This is a genomic window from Thermostichus sp. MS-CIW-36 (genome assembly GCF_054059035.1).
Genome location: NZ_JBSSBR010000018.1, coordinates 24,718 through 47,154, shown reverse-complemented (window position 1 = coordinate 47,154; position 22,437 = coordinate 24,718). Strand labels below are relative to the sequence as shown.

Genomic DNA, 22,437 nt, shown 5'->3' with positions numbered 1-22,437 from the left:
ATAGAGGGTAGGCAGTGCTACAGTTGGCCTATAGGGTATCCTTTTGACGTTAGCTCAAAACGCTCCTCTGAATCTTTCCTGCCGCCGATGTATTCTCTGCTGCTTACCTATGGTCTTAACCCGCTGACAGGCTTAAAGCTGTTGGTCAAGTCCTCTGAGCAGACCTCTCTGTGGACACTGGCCCAGCAGCTTTGGGGCCGCCCCGGATCTCGGCGACGCAGGCCGCGCCTACAAATCTCGTTAGGCCGCTTGGTGCCAGAGCAAACCGAGCACTTGTCCAAGTTGGAAGTGCTGCTGCGTCTGCGGTTTTTCATTGCCCTCGAAGCGGAAACTCCAGAGAGTGCTGCCCACCACTGTCGCGAACGGTTCTTGCTTCCTTCCGGCCAGGGATCTGCCATTCAGCTTGCCCGCTACACAGAGGGCTCGCAGCAGTACAAGACGGAGATCATCCGCTTTGCCCTGGGGGGATCCCGCACCCTTGTGGCGAGGACTCCATCCCGCCGCCGTCGCCTCTGAAACAAACTCCCCGACAAGCCATAGCGATAGAGCATGACTCTAGTCAATAATAAGCTCAACTATACTGAAAATAATGTATAATATGTTCAGTACGGATTACTACCAGTTGATCTTTCTGTTTACTTTCGAGTCTGCCAACATGGTAGCCAAAGCAAAGCAGAAAATTGGTAGTAAGACGACACGGAAACTGCGCTTTGGGTATTCTACTCAAAGCTTGGCGGGATACCGCCATTCTGGTTGGAAACAAACAGAATGCTATCGCTGCATAGTTGAACAGCGATGTTCAGCAGTGTTCAGCGTAAATGTATCAGTCTTGCCAGCCTATCTATACTGGAGATGCACTAGATCTGTGTTTCTCCCGTGAACCCAACTGGGCTGCATCTTTGCGGTGGCAGTGCGGAGCATTCTATCGGTGGTGGGCGGCATCTGCAAGCCCATCCCTGGCACAGCCTTGCCCAAACTTCGGCTTACGCTAGCTTTGAGTTGTCCTTCCCGCAAGGGGGTGAACTGCGAGCTCTGGCACTGTGGGGGATCCCCGCAGGCCCAGGCAAAGACTCCATCCCGGATGCAGAGGTTTGAGTTGCCGCCAATCCCGCCAGAGGAGATGGATCCCATGTGCAACACCCGTCAGGACTACGGCTGGCTGAAATGCTCCGTACCCCTGTTGCCAGCGCAACCGGCCCTCTTTGCCGGATCCCTGGCGGCCTTTGCCCTTGTGCTCCACGCCGTTAATGGGAACGTCCTGCCGGCTGCTTTGGCCCTGACCCGTTACCAAGTGCATGTACTGGCGGATGGGGCGGCGGAGTTGGCTCAGGTGCGCACCCAGGTGCCGGATGCCTATTTTGTGCAAGGGGATGGGCAGGTTTTCATTCTGGCGGGGACGTTCATCAACCGCAGCCATGCCCAACGCCGTCAGGCCGACTTGGAACGGTTGGGGTTCTCGGTGCGGGTGGTGAGCCGCCAAGAAACGGATCCCCCTCTGCCCCCTGCTTTTCCTGCCCAAGCAGCACCCAGCCGCCCTGTTGCCAGCTCAAAAGCCTCTGTGCCGCCGACGCCAACGGCTCCCCCCTTGGATCCCCAGCGTCCCTTCGCCACCCACGTGCCCAACCCCGCCGGTGATCCTCGTCTGGAAGAGCGGGTGCGCCGCTTCTTTCCAGGAGCCACTGTGGTGCAGTACCGCGGCCAGGCTGCTTTGCAAACGGGAACCTTCTCCCGCCTGTCGTTGGCCCAGGATCAAGCCCGCTGGCTAACCGCTCAGGGGTTACCGGCAGTGGCGGTGTCGCTGGTAGGAGAAAATGCTGGCCAGGATCCCATCTCCAACCTAGCACAAGGAGAGCGCTATTGGGTGTTGGTGGCCGATCCCACCGGGGAGAAATGGCCTGCGCTAAAACAACTCCTAGAGGGATCCCTGCCCTTGATCTACGATGACCTGCGGGTGGTGCGCACAGGTGGGTTTGCCGACCCTGCTGCTGCCGCCGAGCAGGTGCGTTACTTGGCCGGCCAAGGCTATGAAGCGGGGATCTTCCCCGCCGATCTGCGCCGCTCTCAGCCTCTTTTGCAAGCGGATCCCGTCTCCTCCTCGCCTGCCCAGGCTGTTCCTCCTGGGGAAGAAGGTGGCAGCGGATTTTGGGTGGTGGTGCCGGCTGGGGAAGAGGCCCTAACCAAGCTGCAACAGTTTGCCCCTGATGCCTTCCTGCGGGGCTCAGTGATTCAGGTGGGCACCTACCGGCAACGGGCCAACGCCGAACAGGCGCGGCGCTCTCTGGCCGAAGCAGGGTTCGATGCCCGCATCCTGCCCGTGGAGTAGCCAAGAGCCACTTCCGCCATAAACGCTCTCCTCCTTCCCTGCCGTTGGGGATCCCCATTCGGCCCAAATGGCGACTTGGGTGAGTTTCTGCTTTTGACATACTCCCCACCCTACTGGCTTGTCAAAGCCTACAGCCCGCTTGGGCGAATAGAGCGGTTGACTACCCTGCCACTGCCCTGAGCCTACCGTAAAGCCCTCCTCAAGGACGGAGCGTTTGGGCAACTGGGCGAGGCTGGTAAGAAGGATAGGCCAGCCGTTGCACCACCTGTTTGCAATACACCACCTGTTTCAATAGCAGTGCGGAGCATTTTTCCTAGAGGGCTTGCTTAGCCTGCTGCAGCGTCTGCTCAAACACCTCCAGCGGCTGCGCACCGGAGAAGGCAATGCCGTTCAAGATGAAATGGGGAGTGCCACCGATGCCCAGTTGAGAGGCCAAGTCAATATCTCGCTGAATGGCGCGCTCTGCCGCCCGACTGCGCCGATCCCGATTGAATTTTTCTACATTCAAGCCCAGCTTCTCAGCAGTGGCCACATAAAACCCATCCCCAAGCTGAGATTGGTTGGCAAACAGCTCGTCGTGAAACTCCCAGAACTTACCTTGACGTTGGGCGGCCCAAGCAGCCCGGGCAGCCGACATCGCTTCTGGGTGGATGCTGGTCAGGGGCAGGTGCTTGTACACCAAGGTCACCTCATCCCCGTGGTCGGCCATGAACTGCTTGAGGGTGCTGTGGGCGCGGGCGCAGAAGGGGCATTGAAAATCGGAGAACTCCACCAACACTAACCTCAGAGCGTCGGATCCCAGTCGAGGGGAATCTCCGATGACGGCGCGTGGGTTCTCCCGCAGTTGACGGCCAAATTCTTCCGCCAGCCGCTGCTGTTGTTGCTGCTGCTCCTGGTACTGTCGCTGCTGGTATTCCTGTACGGCCTCCAGAATCACCTGGGGGTTCTTTCGAATGATCTGCAGCACCTGCTCTTCCAAATCTGCCGGGGCAGCCGCCGCCGCTGGTAGGAAAACCGGAGCTCCACTTCCCACTCCCAGCAGAACCGTCAGCCCGAACAAAAGTCCAGCCCGGGCCAAGCTCCGCCCCCAAGCGCGAAAAATCCTCACCAGCCTATGCATCCCAACCCCCCTCTCAAAAATGCCTAGAGCCGTCGCAACTCACCCAGCCTACCGTCAGATCCCAACAGTGTCTATCACTCGTTCGGGGGGGTTAGGAATTGGTGACCTGCAGAAGCTGCTCCTTGATCCGCTGCAACTGGCTGGCCCAGCGGGGATCCGGCTCAGAGGCTGCCTCACTTTCGGCGACGACGGTGGAGCGCCCACCCTTATTGCCGCGCTGGCGTTGCTTTTTGCTGGGGGCAGGGTTTTCTGCCGACTCTTTAGAGCCCTTGGCCTCAGAATCTCTGGACGCTCTGGAATCTTTGGAACCTCTGGACTCTTTGGATGAAGGCTCAGAGGTCGCTGTTTTGGATTCACCTTCTTCCCCTCGGTCGCGCGGCTGGGCGAGCTCAATGCGCAAGTTGACATCCCCAAAGCTGTGGCCGTTGAACTTTTCGATGTACTGCTGCGCCTGCTCTTCGGTGTTCACCGTTACAAAGCCGAAGCCGCGGCATTTGCCTGTCTTCCGATCCCGGATCACCTTGGTGGAAATGACCTCACCGGCAGAGCGAAAGAGCTTCTCCAGTGCCTGACGATCCACCTCTTCCGGCAGATTTCCAACATACAGACGCACAGGCATGATCCAGCGAAGCTCCTAATCGAAATAACAAAAGGCCAAAATGCAAAGCGCTACATCTAGGGCGCTCAAGCCCATAACATCAAACCCGGAACCCGGTAGTCCATTGTCACACCATAGCGCGCCGCAAAGCGCAACCCTTGGCAATCACGAAGCTATTTTTTAATTTACCTCAACCTGGAGCCGCGAAGACGAGGAGAACGGTTTTTGTGAACGACTGCTTTGTACAGCCGGTTTGTACAGCCGGCTTTTGCAGCTAAGCTAAGCCGGTGTTGTTCAGGCGATCCCGATGTTGAAAAGGTCGCGCCTGGGGGCCTGTGTAGTCGGCTACAAGATGTCCTTGCCCTCGCAGTTGGTAGCGGTAAGTCACCAAGCCTTCCAAGCCCACCGGGCCGCGCGGCGGCAGTTTTTGGGTGCTGATGCCCACTTCTGCCCCAAAGCCGTAGCGAAACCCGTCGGCAAAGCGGGTGGAAGCGTTGTGAAAGACCCCCGCTGCATCTACTTCATCCAAAAATCGCCGGGCAGCAGCGGCATCCTCGGTTACAATCGCTTCGGTATGGCGGGATCCGTACTGCTGGATGTGGGCAATGGCCTCGTCAAGGGAGTCAACCATCTTGATCGAGAGGATCAAGTCGGCGTACTCGGTGCTCCAGTCGTCCTCGGTGGCCGGGATCAGATCGGGCACCAGCTCGCGGCAGCGGGGATCCCCCCGCAATTCCACCCCCTTCTCCCGCAGGGCCTTGACCGCCAGAGGCAAAAACTGGGGAGCGATGTCTGCGTGCACCAGCAGGGTCTCGATGGCATTGCAGGCGGCGGGGTACTGGGTTTTGCTATCCACCGTCAGCTTGATCGCCATATCCACATCCGCTGCCCGATCCACGTACAGGTGACACAGGCCATCGGCATGGCCCAACACGGGGATGCGGGTATTCTCCAGGATGTAGCGGACAAAGCTGCTGGAGCCGCGGGGGATGATCAGGTCTACCAGCCCCTCCAGTTGCAGTAGGGCCTTGACCTCGGCGCGGCTGGTGAGCAACTGCAGGGATCCCTGGGGAAACTCCGGGATCTGCTGCAGGCCCGCCTGGATGGCCGCCATCAAGGCTTGACAGGAGAGCAAAGCTTCCGATCCCCCCTTGAGCAAGACGCTATTGCCGGTTTTCACCGCCAGGGCGGCAATTTGCACCAGAGCATCGGGCCGCGACTCGAAGATTACCCCCAGGACCCCCAAAGGGTAGGTGCGCCGTTCCAAGATCAGCCCCTCGTCCAGTTCCCGGATCAGCAAAGCTCGGCCCACCGGATCCCCCAGCCGGATCACCTGCCGCACTCCGGCCACCATGTCGGCCAGTTTGTGGGCATCCAGCTTCAGGCGAGCATAGGCAGATGCCGACAACTCCCCGGCTTTCACCATCTCCGCCGCCCGCTCCAAATCCGCCCGGTTGGCGGCCAAGATAGACTCTTGGTGCTCCAACAAGGCAGTGGCTATGGCCTCTAGAGCGGCATTCTTAATAGCCGTGGGCAAGGTGGCCGTGTGTTGGGCAGCAGCGCGGGCCAACTGCACTTGGGACAGCAGCGGGCGGTCTGAAGCAGAGGCAAGCGAGCTGGGGCAATCGGTGGCAAGGGACATAGAGTCAAACAGGGGCAAAGGTGCCCATTGATATGAAGAAGAGCTGTGAGGATAAGTTGTGTTGAACTGTGATCCCAGGAGCACCCCCAGAAGGGATCCCTATGCTAGGTTGGGCACAGTCGGTTGGGGTTATCTGTAGCCTACCAAAGTCTGGATCCCACTTGCTGCGGCAGGGGAGCCCTTCATCGCTCTCGATGCTTCTAAGCTGAAGTTCGCATAGGGGAAGACCCTTGCTCGAAACCCAGTTCCCTGACAATTAGAGATCCACCTCTGGAGATCCACCTCGTCAACCTTGACTTTTAGCGCCTTCCAGGAGAGCCAATGAGAAAGCGTGGGTTTGTGGTCAGTGCAACGGCTGCGGTGATGACAGCGGTATCGCTGGTCGGCGTGCAGCTATCCATGCCGGGCTGGGCGGGGTTTCGCCGGGATCCCAAAGAGGTGGTGGACGAGGTTTGGCAAATTGTCAATCGGGAATATGTGGATCCGTCCTTTAATTCCCTGGATTGGGAAGCGGTGCGGCGGGATCTGCTCAGCCGAGAATATGCCACCCGAGAAGATGCCTACGCGGCCATCCGGGAAGCCCTGAAGAAACTCAACGATCCCTACACCCGCTTTCTGGATCCGGATCAGTTTGCCAGCATGCAAATCGACACATCCGGTGAGCTGACCGGGGTGGGGATCACGCTGGGCATGGATCAGGAGACAAACGAGCTGGTGGTGATCTCCCCCATTGAAGGGTCTCCTGCCGACCGGGCTGGGATCAAATCCAAAGACGTGATCGTGCGCATCGACGACAAGTCCACCGAAGGCATGGACACCAACGCTGCAGTCAACCTCATTCGGGGCGAGCCGGGTACGCGGGTGCGGCTGACCATTCGCCGCGAGGGGGAAGGGCTAAAGGTGTTCGATTTGGTGCGGGAAAGAATTGAGCTGGCCACCGTGCGCTACGAGGTTCACGAGGAAAACGGCCTGCCCATTGGCTATATCCGGATTACCCAGTTTTCCGGCAACGCCGCCGAGAAGGTGCGCCAAGCCATTCGCGAGCTGGAAAAACAAGGGGTAGCCGCCTACGTTCTGGATTTGCGCGCCAACCCAGGGGGCCTGCTCTACTCCAGCGCCGAGATTGCCCGCATGTGGATTAACCGGGGCAGCATCGTCTCGACGGTGAACCGCCAAGGGGAGCAGGATCGCCTGACGGCCAACAACACGGCCCTTACCGATAAACCTTTGGCCGTTTTGGTGGATGGTGGCTCGGCCAGCGCCAGCGAGATTCTGTCGGGGGCTCTGCAGGATAACCGGCGCGCCGTGATCGTCGGCACGCAAACTTTCGGCAAGGGCCTGGTGCAGTCGGTGCATCCCCTGTCCGATGGCTCGGGGCTGGCGGTAACCATTGCCCGTTATCGCACTCCCAACGGTAACGACATCGACCACAAGGGCATTACCCCCGACATTTTGGTGGAATTGTCCGAGGAAGATCTGAAGCGGCTCAGCCAGAACCGAGAATTGGTGGCCACCCCAGCCGACCCACAGTATGCTGCTGCCATCCAGGCTCTGCAGGCTCAGATCTCTGCCCGTCGGCAACAGGCCCAGGAGGTCATTCGTTCCTCTTCACGTTAGCCGGTGTTGGGGGCGGTTTTGATGGGTCTCAGATCTGGCACTCCTGAGACTGGGGTTAAGCCGAGGCCCAAGCTATTTAAGACTATTAAGACTCTTCTCATTCGAGTTATTCGAGGAGTGTTGACCAGCGCCGGGCTGGGGATGCTTTTATTGTTTCTGTAGGTGGCGCGTAGCACAATGGCGGGGTCGAAGATCGCGGGATCCATAAACTTGGCCGGACGGGATCTGCTCAAGCTCAGCGACCTAACCCCGGCGGAGCTGTCGGCCCTGCTAGCCCAGGCGGCTGAGTTAAAGCGGGATCCCTATCGGGTGGAGCTGCGGGGTCGGGTGTTGGGGCTGTTGTTTCAGAAGGCGTCTACCCGCACCCGCGCCAGTTTTACGGCAGCCATGGCCCAATGCGGGGGCAGCACCCTGGATCTGGTGCCGACGGTGATGCAGGTGAGCCGCGGCGAACCCCTGCAGGATACGGCCCGCGTCCTCTCCCGCTACCTGGATGTGATCGCCATTCGCACCTACGACCAGAAGGAACTGGAAACCTTTGCCGAGTATGCCGATGTTCCGGTGATCAACGCCCTCACCGATCAGTTTCACCCCTGTCAGGTGTTGGCCGATCTGCTCACCATTCAGGAGAACTTTGGCCAACTGGCGGGCCTGACCCTGGCCTATTGCGGCGATGGCAACAACGTTGCCCACTCCCTGCTGCTGGGCTGTGCCATGAGCGGGATCCACATCCGCGTTGCCACCCCCCCCGGTTACGAACCGAATGCGGCAGTGGTGGAGCAAGCCTGCGCTCTGGCCCAGGGATCCCAGGTGTTGGTGCTGCAGGATCCCCAGGAAGCCGTCTCTGGAGCTCAGGTGGTCTATACCGACGTGTGGGCCAGCATGGGTCAAGAAGCTGAGGCCGAGGCCCGCAAGGCCACCTTTCTGCCCTACCAGGTCAATGCCGAGCTGCTGCAACGGGCGGATCCGCAAGCCATTGTGCTGCACTGCCTGCCGGCCCACCGGGAAGAGGAAATCACCACTGAAGTACTGGAGGGATCCCAGTCCCGCGTGTGGGATCAGGCGGAAAATCGCCTACATGTGCAAAAGGCACTCCTGATTCAGGTGCTGGGCGCAGGGTGACCCCTCACCCCCAGGCTAGAGAGCGGGTTAGCAAATGAGCTTACCGGAAAACTGGGTCTATGGTCATTTCGATTTAAACCAGGACACTGCACCCACACCCCAAACGTTGGTCGCGTCGGCGTTGCAGAGCAATAGCGTTGCGGAGCGATAATGCAGAGGGCCAGAAGGTTTTTCAAGGACTCCGTCCCGCTGGCGCGACCAGTAGCCTAGGCGTCTCACCCTAACCTGAAATGACTATATTTGACAAAACTGGCCCAAATCCTAAGCTGGCTACCGATTACTGCTGGGGCGGCGGGCGGCAATTGCCAGGCTGACATTGGGCACCCGCTGCAGGGTATCCATCACCTCCACCACCTTGCCGTGGGAGAGGGCCAAATCAGCGTTGATCACCACCAAGCGGCGCCCTTCAGCCGGCTTCTCGGCCAGGATGCGTTCCACTGCTGGGATCAGAGCAGAGATATCGGCAATCTTCTCCTGATTGACAGCAATCTGCCCTTCCGCCGTCAGGCTCACCGTTACATCCGGCTGCAGACGAACTTCGGCTGTGGTCGCGTCCGGCAGGTTCACATCCAGAGCCTCGGAGCGGGTGAGCACCAAGCTGGCGATCACGAAAAACACCAAGATCGAAAAAATGACATCGATCAAAGGCACGATGTTGATCTCGCCGGATCTAAAGTTTTCTTCCGGGATTCGCATAGGCTACGAGGGCTCAAGCGACGAGTAAGGGGGAAGGGTAGAGCTGCCGCTGGGGCTGGGCTTTGTGTAGGGGTACTGAGAAAGCTGCTGGGCCTGCATTTCTTGCCGCTGCCGATGCAGCAGCTCCAGCATGCCGCCGTACTCTTGGATCTTAGAGAGTTGCCGCAGGTACAAAGAGCGGAAGACGTTGGAAATCAACAGGGTGGGAATAGCCACAATCAGTCCAAAGGCCGTCGAGTACAAGGCTTCGGCGATCCCCTGACCTACCCCCTGGGTATCGGTGCCGCCGATATCCCCCAGTTGAATGGAGCTGAGGATCTGGATGATGCCGGTGACCGTGCCCAACAAGCCCAAGAAGGGGGCAACGGTGATTACGGTGTCGAAGACCGTGTTGAAGCGCTTCAGCAGAGGCACTTCTGCCGCCAGGGCCGTTTCCAGAGCCAGCTTAAAATCTTCCGGGCTGGCCTCGTTCAGCTCCAACCCGGCCAAAAAGATGCGGGCAATCGGCAGATCGGCATTTTGCTCCAGCAAATACTGGGCAGCGCGTGGGTTGCGGCGGTACTGGCTCAGGGCTTGCTGCACCACCTCCTCCTGCCGATGGGTGATCTTCCACCAAAACAGCACCCGCTCAATGCAACAGGCCACTGAGAAGACCGAGAACGTCAACAGGGGGATGGAGTAATACCAACCCTGGATCATGAGCTGCAAGACTCTATCCATCGATCCTGATTCCCCCCTCCAAGCGGCAATTTACGCTCATCTTGTCATAGCACTTTCTCGGCAGGGCTGGGATCCCTTCTTGCGCGGCGAAGGTTGCACCTTTTGGCAATTTTGCCCCCATGCCGGATCTCATCTCGTCAATTGTCAATCCAGAGGGCATACTGGTTGCAACAATTTTGGATCCCGAGGGCGTGAATTATGAAATTCAGACGCTGGTTGGGTCTTTGCTGCGCCGGCTTGATGGCCTTGCTGTTGACGGCTTGCGGCAAGGGATCCGCCCCCTACGACAGCATCGTGGTCAATTTTGTAAACACGGCCACCCCCAGTCAGATTGCTGCTATCGCTAAAGAGTATCACTTGACGCTCCGCCCCAGCAGCGACAGCGCTTTTGCCCGCCAAGAAGCGATCTACCTGTTTGACGTGGATGCCAACCACCTGGGATCCACGCGGCGGCTGGTTAAGCGGCTCACCGACGAAGCCTTGATCGAGTATGCTCACCCCAACTATCAATTCCAGGCGGCTTTCGTGCCCAACGACCGCCTCTATCCCCAGCAATGGAACCTCAGGGCCATCCGCATGCCGGAAGCCTGGGACATCTCCCAAGGGGAAGGGGTGACGGTAGCCGTGGTGGACACGGGAGTAACCCGAGTTCCCGACCTGGCCCAAACCCAATTTGTGAAGGGCTATGACTTTGTGGACGACGATGAGGAGCCGGAAGACCTCAACGGCCACGGCACCCATGTGGCGGGAACCATCGCCCAATCCACCAACAATGTCTTGGGTGTAGCCGGCATCGCCTTCAAGGCCAAGATCATGCCGGTGCGGGTGTTGGATGCCAACGGCTTTGGATCCCTGTCGGATGTGGTGGAAGGGATCCGCTATGCTGCCGACCACGGGGCTACGATCATCAACCTCAGCCTGGGTAGCCGCGCTTCTGCCCAACTGATGGAGGAGGCGGTGGCCTATGCCCATAGCAAAGGGGTGACGGTGATCGCAGCCGCCGGCAACGAAAACTCCAACCAGGTGAGCTACCCGGCCCGCTACCCGCATGTGATCGCCGTCTCGGCCACGGGGCCCAACGGGGAAAAAGCTCCCTACTCCAACTATGGGGTGGGGGTGGACATCTCTGCCCCCGGCGGAGCCAAAACTCCCGATCACCCCGAATACGGCATCCTGCAGCAAACCATCAACCGTCGTAACCCCAACGAGCCGGTCTTTGCCTACTTCCAAGGCACCAGCATGGCCACTCCCCACGTAGCCGGTGTGGCAGCCCTGATCCAGGCTCAGGGCATCAAAGACCCGGACAAGGTGGAAGAAGTGCTGAAAATGTCGGCTACCCCGGTGCCCGGCGACAAACAGAACTTCTACGGGGCCGGTCGTTTGGATGCGGCCAAGGCGCTGGCCAGGGCCACAGGACAACAGGAGGAAAACCCCTTGGTGCTCTGGTTGAAGGACTTCCTGCAGTACCTGAACAACAATGGCTACCTCAACCCACGCTTCTGGTTCGATGGTGGCCCGATTGCTCTGGTGCCGAAGCTGCTGATGGTGGTGGGCGGCTACATTATCCTGGTGCTGATCCGCTGGTGGCTGGCTCCCAAGCGGCTGCTGCAGACGGTGCCTTTGCTGGCTGGGATGCTTTTGGGCAGTGCCGGTCTTTTCCCCTTGCAGGGGCTGGCGATTGTCGGTGGCCCCCGTTGGCCCTTCCAATTGGCGGGTAGCTCCCTGCCGGAGTTGGGCACCGCCTTTGCCCAGACCAATGCCTTGAACCCCCTATTTGCCAGCGTGTTGATCCCAGGCCTGTTGATGTTGCTGCTCCTGGGCCATCGGCGCTGGCGCTGGGCGGTGATTGGCTTGTGCATTGGCATGGCCTCGCATCTGCTCTTGTCCGGATCCCTGTTTTATGAGGGGGTGCTATGGCTTGGATCCTCTGCTTGGTTGGGTCGCTCCTTCTTGCTCTTCAATGGCTTGCTCTGCCTGGGCCTGGCCTACTTGGGAGCGCAAGCGGCTACGGAATCTCAATCCACGGCAACCGGGCTGGCGCTGAGGCAGTGATGCAAGAGTACAGCGGTACCATCCAGTTCCTGGATATTGAAGGGGGGGTGTGGGTGCTAACCCTGCCTTCCGGCGAGCACTACGCCCTTTTCCGTGCCCCCAAAGAGCTCTTGCAAGAGGGGCTAGAGGTCACCATCCAGGGACAGATCAAAGAAGACATGGTGACGGTGGCTCAGGTAGGGCCGGTTTTGGAAGTCAGGAGCTTCCGGCGGCAGCCCTAGCTTGGCTTGCGGCTCCGGCCAAATAAAATCGGGGATCCCTGTTTGGGGATCCCTGCTTTTCTGGAGCGCTTTTATGTCATTTCGATTCAAACTAAGGCACTCACCCACACCTAAAACCACCTAAAACGCTGGTCGCGTCGTCGCGTCAGCGTTGCGGAGCAATAACGCATGGGGTCAGAAGGCTTTTTTCAGCAGCCCAGGCGTCTCACCCTAACCTGAAACGACGCTATTCGCCAAAGAGAGAAGGGATCCCCACTAGGAAAACGCAGCCTCCAGCTCCTGCAGCGTCTTTTTCACCTTGGCTTGGGCTGCTTCCACCTCAGGTTGGTCATAGGCTTTGGCAGCAAAGTCCAGTTGTTCCAAGCTGCGGCCCATCTCCTTGGCCAGGCGCAGCACTTCCCGCTTTTGCTTATCCGGCAGGGTAGCCGCCAGGCCGGTCAAGGTCTTACGAGTGAGTCCCATCGGCCCGTGGATGTAGGAGCGAATCTCCAACCAGTCCTCCGCCTCCACCAGGCTTTGCAGCCGCTCCACCTGTTGCTCCAGTTGTTGCAGCTCTCGGGGCAGGACAGCAGCCGCTTGCACAGGAAGGGATCCCAGCCATAGCCCCAGTGTCAGGATGGCAACCAGCAACACACTCCGCCAGCGACAGATCATCACACACCTCCCACATGCCTGCAACAGGCTTGATTTCTTGGCCATCATTGCCGTCAGTTTCTTGGCCATCATTGGGCAACCAAATGAATAGTTTACCTGCTGGCTGCACCCCAACCCCTTGGCCGCCTCTCGAAGAGCCCAACAAATCGGTTAGGCTAGAGCTGTAAAAGAATGTAAACGACACTCTCATGCAACGCATCATCCTCATGACCGGCAAGGGTGGAGTCGGCAAAACCTCGATGGCGGCGGCGACCGGCTGGCGTTGTGCCGAGATCGGCCTGAAAACTTTGGTGCTGAGCACAGATCCGGCCCACTCTTTGGCCGATAGCTTCGATCAGCCCTTGGGCCATGAGCCGGTCGAGGTCAAACCTAACCTTTGGGGGGCGGAGCTGGACGCCCTCAACGAACTGGAGCTGAATTGGGGATCCGTCAAAACCTACATTACCCAGGTGTTGCAGGCGCGAGGGCTAGATGGGGTGCAGGCGCAGGAGCTGGCGATTTTGCCAGGGATGGATGAGATCTTTGCCCTAGTGCGGGTGAATCGCCATTACGACGAAGGCAAGTTCGATGTGTTGATTATCGACTCGGCCCCTACAGGCACGGCCCTGCGCCTCTTGAGCCTGCCGGATGTTTCGGGCTGGTACATGCGCAGGTTCTACAAACCCCTGCAGGGGCTGGCGCAAATGCTGCGTCCTATTGCCGAGCCGATTGTGAAGGGGCTGACCGGGATCCCGCTGCCCAATGACCAGGTGCTGGATGCTCCTTATGAGTTCTATCAGAAGATCGAGCGGCTGGAGCGCATCCTCACCGATAACCGCATCACCTCCGTGCGGCTGGTCACCAACCCGGAAAAGATGGTGATCAAAGAATCGCTGCGGGCCCACGCCTACCTCAGCCTCTACGGGGTGGCCACCGATTTGGTGATCGCCAACCGCATCTTGCCGGATGGAGTGGTGGATCCCTACTTTGCCGCTTGGAAGGCTGCCCAGCAAAGATATCGGCAGGAAATCCACGAAAACTTTGCCCCCCTGCCGGTCTTCGAGATCCCGCTGTACTCCGAGGAGTTGGTGGGGTGGGATGCCCTGGCCCGCCTGAAAAAAGACCTTTGGGGGGATCGCAACCCGGCGGACGTGCTCTATGCCGAGCAAACTCTGAATGTGGTGACCGACAACGGCCAGTACCGACTGGATCTTTACCTGCCCGGGATCCCGAAAGAGCGGGTGGAATTGACCAAAACCGGGGATGAGCTGAACATCCGCATCGGCAACCACCGCCGCAACTTGGTGCTGCCTCAGACTTTGGCGGCCATGACCCCGGCCCGCGCCAAGATGGAAGAAGACTACCTGCGCATTCATTTTGCCGCTTGAGCCTGTAGCCGCTAACAGGCCCGTTTCGCTTACTTTTGGGTCCCCGAACGTGAAGTTGACCTTCTGGGCTTTTTTCAAGCGCATACAAGCCCACGCTCTTCCGTCTCCACCTCGACCCTGGTCGCGTCAGTGTTGAATGGCAACGACGCAGCGACAGCGCAAGATGGCACAATGAGAAAATCCCCCACCTCTAAAGATTGATCGCCAAGGATCCCTCCACAGAAGAGCATGAGATCATGCTGTTGCTTCGTATCTTCCTGGTGGCTCTGCTCATCACTTTGACGGGTTGGTTTTCCCCTCCCGCCAGTGCTCTGCTCAACGACGACCGTTACGATGGCAACATCTTTGCCCTCTACGGGGCCAACGGCGGCATGATCCCCCCCCGCGTTTCCCTGAAGCAGGCGAAAGAGCAAGGGATCCCGGCCCTCCTCGTGTATTACATCGATGACAGTAGCGATTGCAAAAAATACGCCGCCACCATTGCCAACCTGCAGGTTCGCTACGGGCTGGGGGTCTATTTCATCCCCTATTCCGTCGATTCCCTCCTGCCCGGCGACGAGCGCGGCCAATACTACACCGGACAAGTGCCTCAAACCCTCCTCTTCGACCCAGAGGGAAATATCGTCTATCAATCCGTCGGCAACCGCCCCATCACCGAGGTGGAAAACGCTATTCGCGCCCTCTTCAAGTTGGATCCCGTTCCCCCAGGGCTGATCAAAGCCAAACCCTTCAACGAGATCCAAACCGGATTTGCCGGATCCCGTTCTCCCCAAGCCTACCCCCCTACAAAGGCCCAGCCGTGACGGCCAACCCCAATCGCGATAGCGGGACGGAGTCCTTTCGCGATAGCGGGACGGAATCCTTTCCCTCCGATTCTCTCGAGGCTCTGCAGGAAAAACTCCAGAGTCTCCAGGCTCGCCTTGCCGATCTGCGGGAACTGGAGCGCATGGCCCAGCTTTCCCCTGAACAATGGGCTGAAATCCAAGCCGAAGCCAGCCAACTGGAGCAACGCCTCCAGGCTTATGTGCTAGAGGTGTTTAATCCTGTCCCTGCCACCTTTTGGCAGGTGGTGCGCTTCGGCGGCCTTGGCCTGCTGCTCGGCATTGCCCTGCAGCGCTGGGTGCTGAGCTAGCCTACCCCTTAGGATAGAAAAGCTCTCGGATCCCGGAGCTCTTGTCCATGCGCATGCGACGTTCCAAGCCGTTTAGCTAGCTCGCCGGGAAGCCCCGCACTCTCTGTAACAGCAGGAGGGTCGGGATGAAAGGCGGATATATTCTGTACTATAATCAACATGGTTGTACAAAACGGCGTTGCCGGAATCTGGTACAACTACGCGGTAGGGCATTCCGTGTCTGCGCGTGGAGGGTTCTTGCGTAGGCTCCCCGATGAAGCGCGAAGCCCACGCTGTACCCGTAGGGTCAGTGATGGGAGTATGTCACTCCCACCATCAAACTCCCCCAAATCCAAACAACCTGTCGCAGCAGCCCCAAACTTTCCTGCACCACTTGCGGGGTCAAAGGGCGAGCCGGGATCCCCAATTTGGGTTTCACCTTCGGGATCCCGCGATAGAAATTGGTTCCCCCCAGTTGGATCTGCAGCCGCCAGGCAAAAGCCGCTTCGCTCCACCCGGAATTGGGGCTGGGATCCGCCTGCGCATCCTGACGACACCGCTGCCAAAACCCCCAGGGATCCCGGCTGAGCAGGGCCAGGGTGAGCACCGTCAGGCGGCAGGGCAGCCAAGTCAGCCCATCCTCACAGCGGGCCGGCACCGTGCCCAAATGGGTGAAGGGGGGATGGCGGTAGCCTACCATCGAATCCAGAGTGCTGCTGGCCTTGTAGGCCAAAGCCAAGGGTGCCCCTCCCAAGAAGGCGTAGAACAGAGGGGCAGTCGCTCCGTCGGGGGTATTTTCGGCCACCGTCTCAATCACCGCCCGCAAAATCTCCGGCTCCGTCAGGTGCTCTGTATCCCGCCCCACGTAGCGGCTGAGCCGTTGACGGGCCTCCGGCAGATCCCCTTTTTCCAAGGGATCCAACACCTCCAACGCAGCAAAGCGCAGGCTGCGCCCTCCCAGACAACTGGCCATGAGGGTTACCTGCATGAGGATCCCTGCCCAGGGGTGGATGGCATTGCCGATGGCGACCAGCCCCCAGCCTATGCCGTAGGATCCCCCCACCAAAGTTAGGGTGAGCACTGCCCCGCCCCACCGTTGTGCTTGCGGAGTCGAACAGTGCTTGAGGATATAGCCTTGCCCCCAGGCAATAACAGCCCCCATCACCCGCACTGGATGAGGCCAACCCCAGGGATCCGCCAGCAGGTAATCCAATACCAAAGCTGCCGCCAGCACCAGCCCGGCAGTCGGTTGGGCCGGAAAAAACAGCGATGACTCCATCCCGCCAGCAGGCTCAAACCACAAATCCACTCTCCTGATCCTGAGCCGCCTGCCAGCTCCGAACATCAAAATACAGATCTTCCAAGGTGGTTTCCTCCAGCACCTGCTGCACTTGCCGAGCGATCCGCTTCCACAGGGCTTCCGTCACCCAGTCCAGCCGCTCCGCCGGATGCACGGCTGAAGGATTAGAACTGTCCATGAGAGGATCCAAGGATTCTCCCACTGCCGCCAAAATGGCGCTAATCGGGATCCGCCGCGGTGCCCGTGCCAGCCGGTAGCCCCCCTGGGCCCCCCGTTGGGAACAAACCAAGCCAGCCTGCCGCAACTCAATCAGCAACTTTTCCAGGTAGGGAGCCGGGATTCCCTGTCGCTCGGCAATGGCCCGCACCGAAGCCATTTGCCCGGAGCCGAGCATAGCCAGATCCAACAAAGCCCTGATGCTATAGGTGGCCCGCGTTGTCAAGCGCACCGGGATCCTTCTCCAGAGAGAAAAGAGGAAAGAGCAGAGAGAAAAGAGCCTCACTTCTCAATCCTCACTCCTCATTGTTGCTACGCAACGCTAGCACGAAAGGCAGATGCCTGGGTATCGGGGCACCGGCCAAGAGAAGTTAATCTGGGGATCCGAGGTGATCTCCAATTGTTGGCAGCAAGCCCTTGGAGCGGAGAATAGGTTATCGGGATGGAACACCCCACCGCCAGCCTTTACTTGGTGGCCACCCCCATCGGCAACCGCGAAGACATCACCCTGCGGGCGCTGCGGGTTCTGCGCGAGGTGGATTGGGTGGCAGCAGAAGATACTCGCCACTCCGGCCAGCTTCTTAAACATTTTCAAATCTCCGCCCGCCTCATCAGCTATCACGAGCACAACGCTGCCCAGCGGATCCCTCAACTCCTGAAGTATCTGTCGGCGGGCCAGTCGGTGGCCCTGATCAGCGATGCCGGCACCCCCGCCATTTCCGATCCGGGAGAAGAGCTGGTGCGTGCCTGCATTCAAGCTGGGATCCCGGTGATCCCTGTGCCGGGGCCGGTAGCTGCTGTTGCTGCCTTGACTGCTTCGGGCCTGCCTACAGGACGATTCGTGTTCGAGGGATTTTTGCCGCTTAAACCCAGTCAGCGACAGGCCCGCCTGCAACAGTTGGCCCAAGAAGAGCGCACCGTCGTTCTCTATGAAGCCCCCCATCGCCTGCGCCAAACTCTGCAGGATCTGCTGGATCACTGCGGCCCAGAGCGGCAGATTGTGCTGGCGCGGGAGCTGACCAAGCTGTATGAGTCCTTCTGGCGGGGATCCCTGGCAGCAGCTCTGGAGCACTGCGCCGCCCAGCCGCCGCGGGGGGAGTTCACCCTCTTGCTTGAGGGATATGTGGGTGCCGTTCCCAGCCCTAACCCTGCCAGAGGCGGGACGGAGTCCTTGAATGGGCGGGGAGACAGTGAATCGGAAGCGGAAATTCGTCAAGAAATGGCCCGATTGCTGGCCGAAGGCCTGTCCCGGTCTGCAGCCAGCCGCCGGTTGGCCCAGCGTTTACAGGGATCCCCCATCTGGACGCGGCGCCGCCTTTACAATCTATCCTTGCAGCTTGAGCCGCTCTCCAGTTCTGGCGGGACGGAGTCCTTTTCTAAGTACGTCAGCGCTCCACATTGTTTCCAAGACAACAGCGAGACTGAGTCCTGAGGCGTTCGCGTTAGCGGGACGGAGTCCTATGGCACGGATTTTGTTGGTGGACGATGAAGTGGAGTTGGCCGATTCTCTGGCCCAGCAACTGAGGCGAGAGGGCTACACGGTGGACGTCGCCTACACAGGAGGGCGAGCCTGGGAACTGCTGCAAAAGTCCCCCGCTCTGCCCTACGATCTGCTGGTCTTGGATTGGATGTTGCCGGAGCTCTCTGGGCTTTCCCTCTGCCAGCGGGTACGGCAGGTGGATGGCACCACTCCCATCCTGTTTTTGACGGCCAAAGATACCCTGGACGACCGGGTGGAAGGGCTGGATGCCGGGGCAGATGATTACTTGGTGAAGCCGTTCGAGCTGCGGGAACTGCTGGCGCGGGTGCGGGCCCTCTTGCGGCGGGCCACCGGCCCTGGAGAAGGGATCCCTCGCCTGCAGATAGGGGATTTGGAGCTGGATCGGGAGAACCAGGTGGCCTACCGGCAGGGGCGGATGATCCACCTCTCCCAAAAAGAGTTTCGCCTGCTGGAGTACTTCATGACCCACCCCGGCCAGTTGCTCACCCACGACCAGATCTACGAGCAGGTGTGGGCCGGAGAGGATCCCCCCAGCAGCAATGTCTTGGCAGCCCAGGTGCGCCTGCTGCGGCGCCGCCTCAGGTTGCCCGGGGCAGCAGAATTGATCCACACCGTCTACGGCAAGGGCTATCGCTTTGGGCCTGTTGCCGAGAATCCCTAGGAAGAGGCCCAGAAGAGGCCCATCCTACAGTCCCGCAAGCTGTAGCTGTCCCGAACAGCAGCAAACCCCAAGCAAGCGACCCAACGGGGCCCTTCCCAACGGCTTGCTGGGATTCACAGCTCCCCTCTCCCAAGAGGAGAGGGGCAGGAGCGCTTGGGGCTCACTTGGACTTGAGCTTCTCCGCTTTCTCGATGGCCTCTTCGATGGTGCCCACCAAGTAGAAGGCTTGCTCCGGCAGATCGTCCAGTTCTCCCGACAAAATGCGCTGGAAGCCCTTGATGGTGTCTGCCAATTTCACATACTTGCCGGGGGAGCCAGTGAATACCTCCGCCACGAAGAACGGCTGGGACAGGAAACGCTCGATGCGGCGGGCGCGGGCCACCACCAGCTTGTCCTCTTCCGACAGCTCGTCCAGCCCCAGGATGGCGATGATATCTTGCAGCTCTTTGTAGCGCTGCAGAGTTTGCTTCACTGCCCGGGCGGTGTTGTAATGCTCTTCGCCCACAATGTCCGCCTGCAGGATGGTGGAAGAGGAATCCAGGGGATCCACCGCCGGATAGATACCCTTGGCTGCCAAGCTGCGGGACAATACCACCGTCGAGTCGAGGTGGGCAAAGGTGGTGGCTGGGGCCGGATCCGTCAAGTCGTCAGCAGGCACATACACCGCCTGCACCGAGGTGATGGATCCCTGCTTGGTAGAGGTGATGCGCTCTTGCAGGTTGCCCATTTCGGTGGCCAAGGTGGGCTGGTAACCTACTGCCGAGGGCATGCGGCCCAACAGCGCCGACACTTCCGACCCGGCCTGCACAAAGCGGAAGATATTGTCGATGAACAGCAGCACGTCCTGCTTGTTAACGTCGCGGAAGTACTCTGCCATGGTCAGGGCAGTCAGGCCAACCCGCATGCGGGCACCCGGTGGCTCGTTCATCTGGCCATAGACCAGAGCCACTTTGTCCAGCACACCGGATTCTTTCATCTCGTTGTAGAGGTCATTGCCCTCGCGGGTGCGCTCTCCCACGCCCGCAAACACCGATAGGCCAGAGTGCTCCTCAGCGATGTTGTGGATCAGCTCCTGGATGAGCACTGTCTTGCCGACGCCGGCACCGCCAAACAGGCCCACCTTGCCGCCCTTTCTGAAGGGGGCCAGCAGGTCAATCACCTTGATGCCGGTTTCAAAGGGCTCTGGCTTAATCGTCAAATCGACAAGTGGAGGCGCACTGCGGTGGATGGGGGCAAATTCTTGGGCTTGAACGGGCTCTCCTTTGTCAACCGGCTCTCCCAGCACATTGAAAATGCGCCCCAGGGTGGGCTGCCCGACCGGCACAGTAATCGGAGCGCCCGTATCCACCACCGGCATGCCCCGCACCAGGCCGTCGGTCGAGGACATGGCCACTGCACGCACGCGGTTATCCCCCAAAAGCTGCTGCACCTCAAAGGTGACGTTAACCTTCAGGCCGCTTTCGGTTGTGCCCTCCACCTTGAGGGCATTGTAGATTTCGGGCAGCTTGCCGCTGGGAAACTCGGCGTCGATCACAGGCCCGATGACCTGAGTGATGTAGCCAACATTGGTGGCAGTAGCGGTGGCAGTAACCATGATTGAGGCTCAGCTCCTTGTGTGCTCAGTTATCGACTCAGCAATGCCGGGTGTAAATCATTATCATCATACAAATAAAGGGATCCCAGTTGCTGCCGCACTTTTGCCTGTCCAGCCTATGGGGGATCCCCGGCAGAGTGGGCTTTTCTTCGCTACCCTAGAGCTAGGTAAGACAGGGGGTTGCCAGCGATGAGCCACTACGGAGGCCGTATTGCACAGCTCAGCTCCGTTAGGTTAGGAGGACGGCGTCGCTGCCCACGTCGCGGCCGGGCCCTGCAATTGGGGATCCTTGGCTTCTTGCTGGGGTTAGGGGTGATGGGGGGAGCTTGGTGGTACAGCATCGGGCCCCGGCAAACCCTTTCCCTGTATTGGCTGACCAGTGCTGACAACTCTATTGACTACGTGCAGCAGGAGCGCACGGTTCGCGCCTTTGACACTCAAGAAGCCATCCGCCTGGCCTTGGAGGAGCTGATTGCCGGCCCCCGGGATCCCCACCTTACCAGCGCCATTCCACCCCAGACGCGGGTGTTGGATGTGCGGGTGGAAGGTGACGATATTTTTCTCAATTTTTCCCCAGAGTTTACCCAGGGGGGGGGAGCCACGGCAATGATGAGCCGGGTCACGCAGGTGCTCTACACCGCCACCAGCCAAAACCCCGGCGCCCGGGTTTGGATCTCGGTGGAAGGCCGTGCCCTAGAAGTGCTGGGGGGAGAGGGGCTGATCCTGGATCAACCCCTGACACGGGCCTCGTTTGTGCCCAGCTTTCAGTTGCCGGCGGAACCGGCAACCCCGAAGGATTCCGCCCCGCTAACGGGGTCGCCAAAGCGTCGCCTAGCGATAACGGCTTCTTGAGACAGAAACCATGAGCTGGTTGCAGCGGGTGGGCAGCAGTTTTCTCCTGACCGGTCAGGTGATTTTGCATCTGATGCGGGGTCGTATCCATCGCCGCAACACCCTGGATCAGCTTTCGGCGGTAGGTCTGGAGTCGCTGCTGATTGTTCTGATTACGGCGGTGGTGATCAGCGGCGTTTTCACCATCCAGTTGGCGCGGGAATTCATCAACTTTGGCGCTTCCTCCCTAATTGGGGGAGTTTTGGCGATTGCCCTTGCCCGTGAGCTGACGCCGGTGGTGACGGCGGTGATCTTGGCCGGACGGGTGGGATCCGCTTTTGCTGCCGAGCTGGGCACCATGAAGGTCACGGAGCAGATCGACGCTCTGCTGTTGTTGCGCACCGATCCGGTGGATTATCTGGTGATCCCGCGGGTGCTGGCTGCGGGGCTGATGCTGCCGGTGCTCACCATCCTCTCCCTGCTGACGGGGCTGGTGGGGGGGATGATCATCTGCGCTTCGGCCTACAACATCTCTCCTGCAGTGTTTCTCAACTCGGCGCAAACCCTTCTGAGCTCCTGGGATTTGCTCGTCTGTTGTTTTAAGGCGATGGTGTTCGGGTCTTTGATCGCCATTGTCGGCTCCAACTGGGGCCTTTCCACCAGCGGGGGAGCCAAGGGGGTGGGTCGCTCCACCACCGATGCAGTGGTTACGGCGCTGCTGGGCGTGTTTGTCACCAACTTCCTTATTTCTTGGCTGTTGTTTCAGGGGCCGGGGAGCGCCCTCAGCCGCGCGTTGTAGCCACTTCTGCTGTCCCGTTAGCGTTGCGGAGCAATAGGGAGAGAGCATGACTCTAGTCAATAATAAGCTCAACTATACTGAAAATAATGTATAATATGTTCAGTACGGATTACTACCAGTTGATCTTTCTGTTTACTTTCGAGTCTGCCAACATGGTAGCCAAAGCAAAGCAGAAAATTGGTAGTAAGACGACACGGAAACTGCGCTTTGGGTATTCTACTCAAAGCTTTGCGGGATACCGCCATTCTGTTTGGAAACAAACAGAATGCTATCGCTGCATAGTTGAACAGTG

General features: G+C 59.3%; 22 protein-coding genes and 1 pseudogene. 14 read left to right on the top strand and 9 right to left on the bottom strand.

Features of this window, described 5'->3' with window-relative positions:
- Window positions 1-87 precede the first annotated feature (87 nt).
- Both ACVWVQ_RS09180 and ACVWVQ_RS09175 read left to right on the top strand, forming a co-directional pair.
- Window positions 88-516: a hypothetical protein gene (locus ACVWVQ_RS09180; protein WP_414331038.1), complete on the top strand. Its 429-nt coding sequence runs from the start codon at window positions 88-90 to the stop codon at window positions 514-516.
- Window positions 517-904: 388 nt separating this feature from the next.
- Complete coding sequence (locus ACVWVQ_RS09175) at window positions 905-2,323, top strand: SPOR domain-containing protein (RefSeq protein ID WP_457508113.1); 1,419 nt, start codon at window positions 905-907, stop codon at window positions 2,321-2,323.
- Between the two features lie 313 nt (window positions 2,324-2,636).
- Here the strand turns inward: ACVWVQ_RS09175 and ACVWVQ_RS09170 are convergent, their stop codons facing one another.
- From ACVWVQ_RS09170 to ACVWVQ_RS09160, 3 genes are all read right to left on the bottom strand, one after another.
- Window positions 2,637-3,443: a DsbA family protein gene (locus ACVWVQ_RS09170; protein WP_457440207.1), complete on the bottom strand. Its 807-nt coding sequence runs from the start codon at window positions 3,441-3,443 to the stop codon at window positions 2,637-2,639.
- Between the two features lie 91 nt (window positions 3,444-3,534).
- Window positions 3,535-4,062 (bottom strand): RNA recognition motif domain-containing protein, encoded by a 528-nt coding sequence (locus ACVWVQ_RS09165; protein WP_011432462.1) that lies wholly within the window; start codon window positions 4,060-4,062, stop codon window positions 3,535-3,537.
- A 253-nt stretch (window positions 4,063-4,315) separates the two neighbouring features.
- On the bottom strand, window positions 4,316-5,683 hold the full coding sequence (locus ACVWVQ_RS09160; RefSeq protein WP_457508111.1) for a glutamate-5-semialdehyde dehydrogenase: 1,368 nt from the start codon (window positions 5,681-5,683) through the stop codon (window positions 4,316-4,318).
- Between the two features lie 321 nt (window positions 5,684-6,004).
- On the opposite strand from ACVWVQ_RS09160, the gene ctpC reads away from it, so the two are divergent.
- Together ctpC and argF are read left to right on the top strand one after the other, a co-directional pair.
- Entirely contained in the window at window positions 6,005-7,300 is a 1,296-nt protein-coding gene (ctpC, locus tag ACVWVQ_RS09155) for a carboxyl-terminal processing protease CtpC (RefSeq protein ID WP_457407182.1), read from the top strand.
- Window positions 7,301-7,477: 177 nt separating this feature from the next.
- Entirely contained in the window at window positions 7,478-8,422 is a 945-nt protein-coding gene (argF, locus tag ACVWVQ_RS09150; protein ID WP_457388713.1) for an ornithine carbamoyltransferase, read from the top strand.
- Between the two features lie 270 nt (window positions 8,423-8,692).
- On the opposite strand, the gene ACVWVQ_RS09145 is transcribed toward argF, so the two are convergent.
- A complete protein-coding gene (locus tag ACVWVQ_RS09145; protein ID WP_414522108.1) occupies window positions 8,693-9,118 on the bottom strand; it encodes an ExbD/TolR family protein in 426 nt (141 codons plus the stop codon).
- Between the two features lie 3 nt (window positions 9,119-9,121).
- On the bottom strand, window positions 9,122-9,838 hold the full coding sequence (locus tag ACVWVQ_RS09140) for a MotA/TolQ/ExbB proton channel family protein (RefSeq protein WP_457508109.1): 717 nt from the start codon (window positions 9,836-9,838) through the stop codon (window positions 9,122-9,124).
- A 198-nt stretch (window positions 9,839-10,036) separates the two neighbouring features.
- Here ACVWVQ_RS09140 and ACVWVQ_RS09135 point away from each other — a divergent pair, with 198 nt between their 5' ends.
- Together ACVWVQ_RS09135 and ACVWVQ_RS09130 are read left to right on the top strand one after the other, a co-directional pair.
- The gene (locus ACVWVQ_RS09135; RefSeq protein ID WP_011432456.1) at window positions 10,037-11,890 is read left to right on the top strand and encodes a S8 family serine peptidase; all 1,854 of its coding nucleotides are present in this window, start codon (window positions 10,037-10,039) and stop codon (window positions 11,888-11,890) included.
- On the top strand, window positions 11,890-12,111 hold the full coding sequence (locus tag ACVWVQ_RS09130) for a hypothetical protein (RefSeq protein ID WP_414356853.1): 222 nt from the start codon (window positions 11,890-11,892) through the stop codon (window positions 12,109-12,111). The genes ACVWVQ_RS09135 and ACVWVQ_RS09130 overlap by 1 nt, the downstream gene beginning before the upstream one ends.
- Window positions 12,112-12,366: 255 nt before the next feature.
- Here ACVWVQ_RS09130 and psbQ read toward each other — a convergent pair whose 3' ends face one another.
- A complete protein-coding gene (gene psbQ / locus ACVWVQ_RS09125) occupies window positions 12,367-12,765 on the bottom strand; it encodes a photosystem II protein PsbQ (protein WP_414356854.1) in 399 nt (132 codons plus the stop codon).
- 188 nt (window positions 12,766-12,953) lie between these two features.
- On the opposite strand from psbQ, the gene ACVWVQ_RS09120 reads away from it, so the two are divergent.
- The 3 genes from ACVWVQ_RS09120 (at window position 12,954) to ACVWVQ_RS09110 (ending at window position 15,264) form a co-directional block, all read left to right on the top strand.
- Window positions 12,954-14,132, top strand: a complete 1,179-nt coding sequence (locus ACVWVQ_RS09120; protein WP_457466650.1) for a TRC40/GET3/ArsA family transport-energizing ATPase — start codon at window positions 12,954-12,956, stop codon at window positions 14,130-14,132.
- 236 nt (window positions 14,133-14,368) lie between these two features.
- On the top strand, window positions 14,369-14,935 hold the full coding sequence (locus tag ACVWVQ_RS09115) for a thylakoid membrane photosystem I accumulation factor (RefSeq protein WP_457388580.1): 567 nt from the start codon (window positions 14,369-14,371) through the stop codon (window positions 14,933-14,935).
- On the top strand, window positions 14,932-15,264 hold the full coding sequence (locus ACVWVQ_RS09110; RefSeq protein WP_457508107.1) for a hypothetical protein: 333 nt from the start codon (window positions 14,932-14,934) through the stop codon (window positions 15,262-15,264). The genes ACVWVQ_RS09115 and ACVWVQ_RS09110 overlap by 4 nt, the downstream gene beginning before the upstream one ends.
- A gap of 286 nt (window positions 15,265-15,550) precedes the next feature.
- Here ACVWVQ_RS09110 and cbiB read toward each other — a convergent pair whose 3' ends face one another.
- Window positions 15,551-16,522 carry an adenosylcobinamide-phosphate synthase CbiB gene (gene cbiB, locus ACVWVQ_RS09105; RefSeq protein ID WP_457508105.1) on the bottom strand — a complete coding sequence of 324 codons (972 nt, stop codon included), beginning with the start codon at window positions 16,520-16,522 and terminating at the stop codon, window positions 15,551-15,553.
- A gap of 13 nt (window positions 16,523-16,535) precedes the next feature.
- Entirely contained in the window at window positions 16,536-16,991 is a 456-nt protein-coding gene (locus tag ACVWVQ_RS09100; protein WP_457508103.1) for an Rrf2 family transcriptional regulator, read from the bottom strand.
- Window positions 16,992-17,201: 210 nt separating this feature from the next.
- Here ACVWVQ_RS09100 and rsmI point away from each other — a divergent pair, with 210 nt between their 5' ends.
- Both rsmI and rppA read left to right on the top strand, forming a co-directional pair.
- A complete protein-coding gene (gene rsmI, locus ACVWVQ_RS09095; RefSeq protein WP_457508101.1) occupies window positions 17,202-18,191 on the top strand; it encodes a 16S rRNA (cytidine(1402)-2'-O)-methyltransferase in 990 nt (329 codons plus the stop codon).
- A gap of 28 nt (window positions 18,192-18,219) precedes the next feature.
- Entirely contained in the window at window positions 18,220-18,921 is a 702-nt protein-coding gene (gene rppA / locus ACVWVQ_RS09090) for a two-component system response regulator RppA (RefSeq protein ID WP_457508099.1), read from the top strand.
- Between the two features lie 160 nt (window positions 18,922-19,081).
- On the opposite strand, the gene atpD is transcribed toward rppA, so the two are convergent.
- Entirely contained in the window at window positions 19,082-20,515 is a 1,434-nt protein-coding gene (gene atpD, locus ACVWVQ_RS09085; protein ID WP_457508097.1) for a F0F1 ATP synthase subunit beta, read from the bottom strand.
- A gap of 189 nt (window positions 20,516-20,704) precedes the next feature.
- Here atpD and ACVWVQ_RS09080 point away from each other — a divergent pair, with 189 nt between their 5' ends.
- The 3 genes and pseudogenes from ACVWVQ_RS09080 to ACVWVQ_RS09070 all read left to right on the top strand — a co-directional run.
- Window positions 20,705-21,367: a GerMN domain-containing protein gene (locus tag ACVWVQ_RS09080; RefSeq protein ID WP_457508095.1), complete on the top strand. Its 663-nt coding sequence runs from the start codon at window positions 20,705-20,707 to the stop codon at window positions 21,365-21,367.
- Window positions 21,368-21,377: 10 nt separating this feature from the next.
- A complete protein-coding gene (locus tag ACVWVQ_RS09075; protein ID WP_414342839.1) occupies window positions 21,378-22,145 on the top strand; it encodes an MlaE family lipid ABC transporter permease subunit in 768 nt (255 codons plus the stop codon).
- Between the two features lie 98 nt (window positions 22,146-22,243).
- Window positions 22,244-22,427, top strand: a pseudogene (locus ACVWVQ_RS09070) (hypothetical protein); the annotation flags it as partial.
- Between the last annotated feature and the right edge of the window lie 10 nt (window positions 22,428-22,437).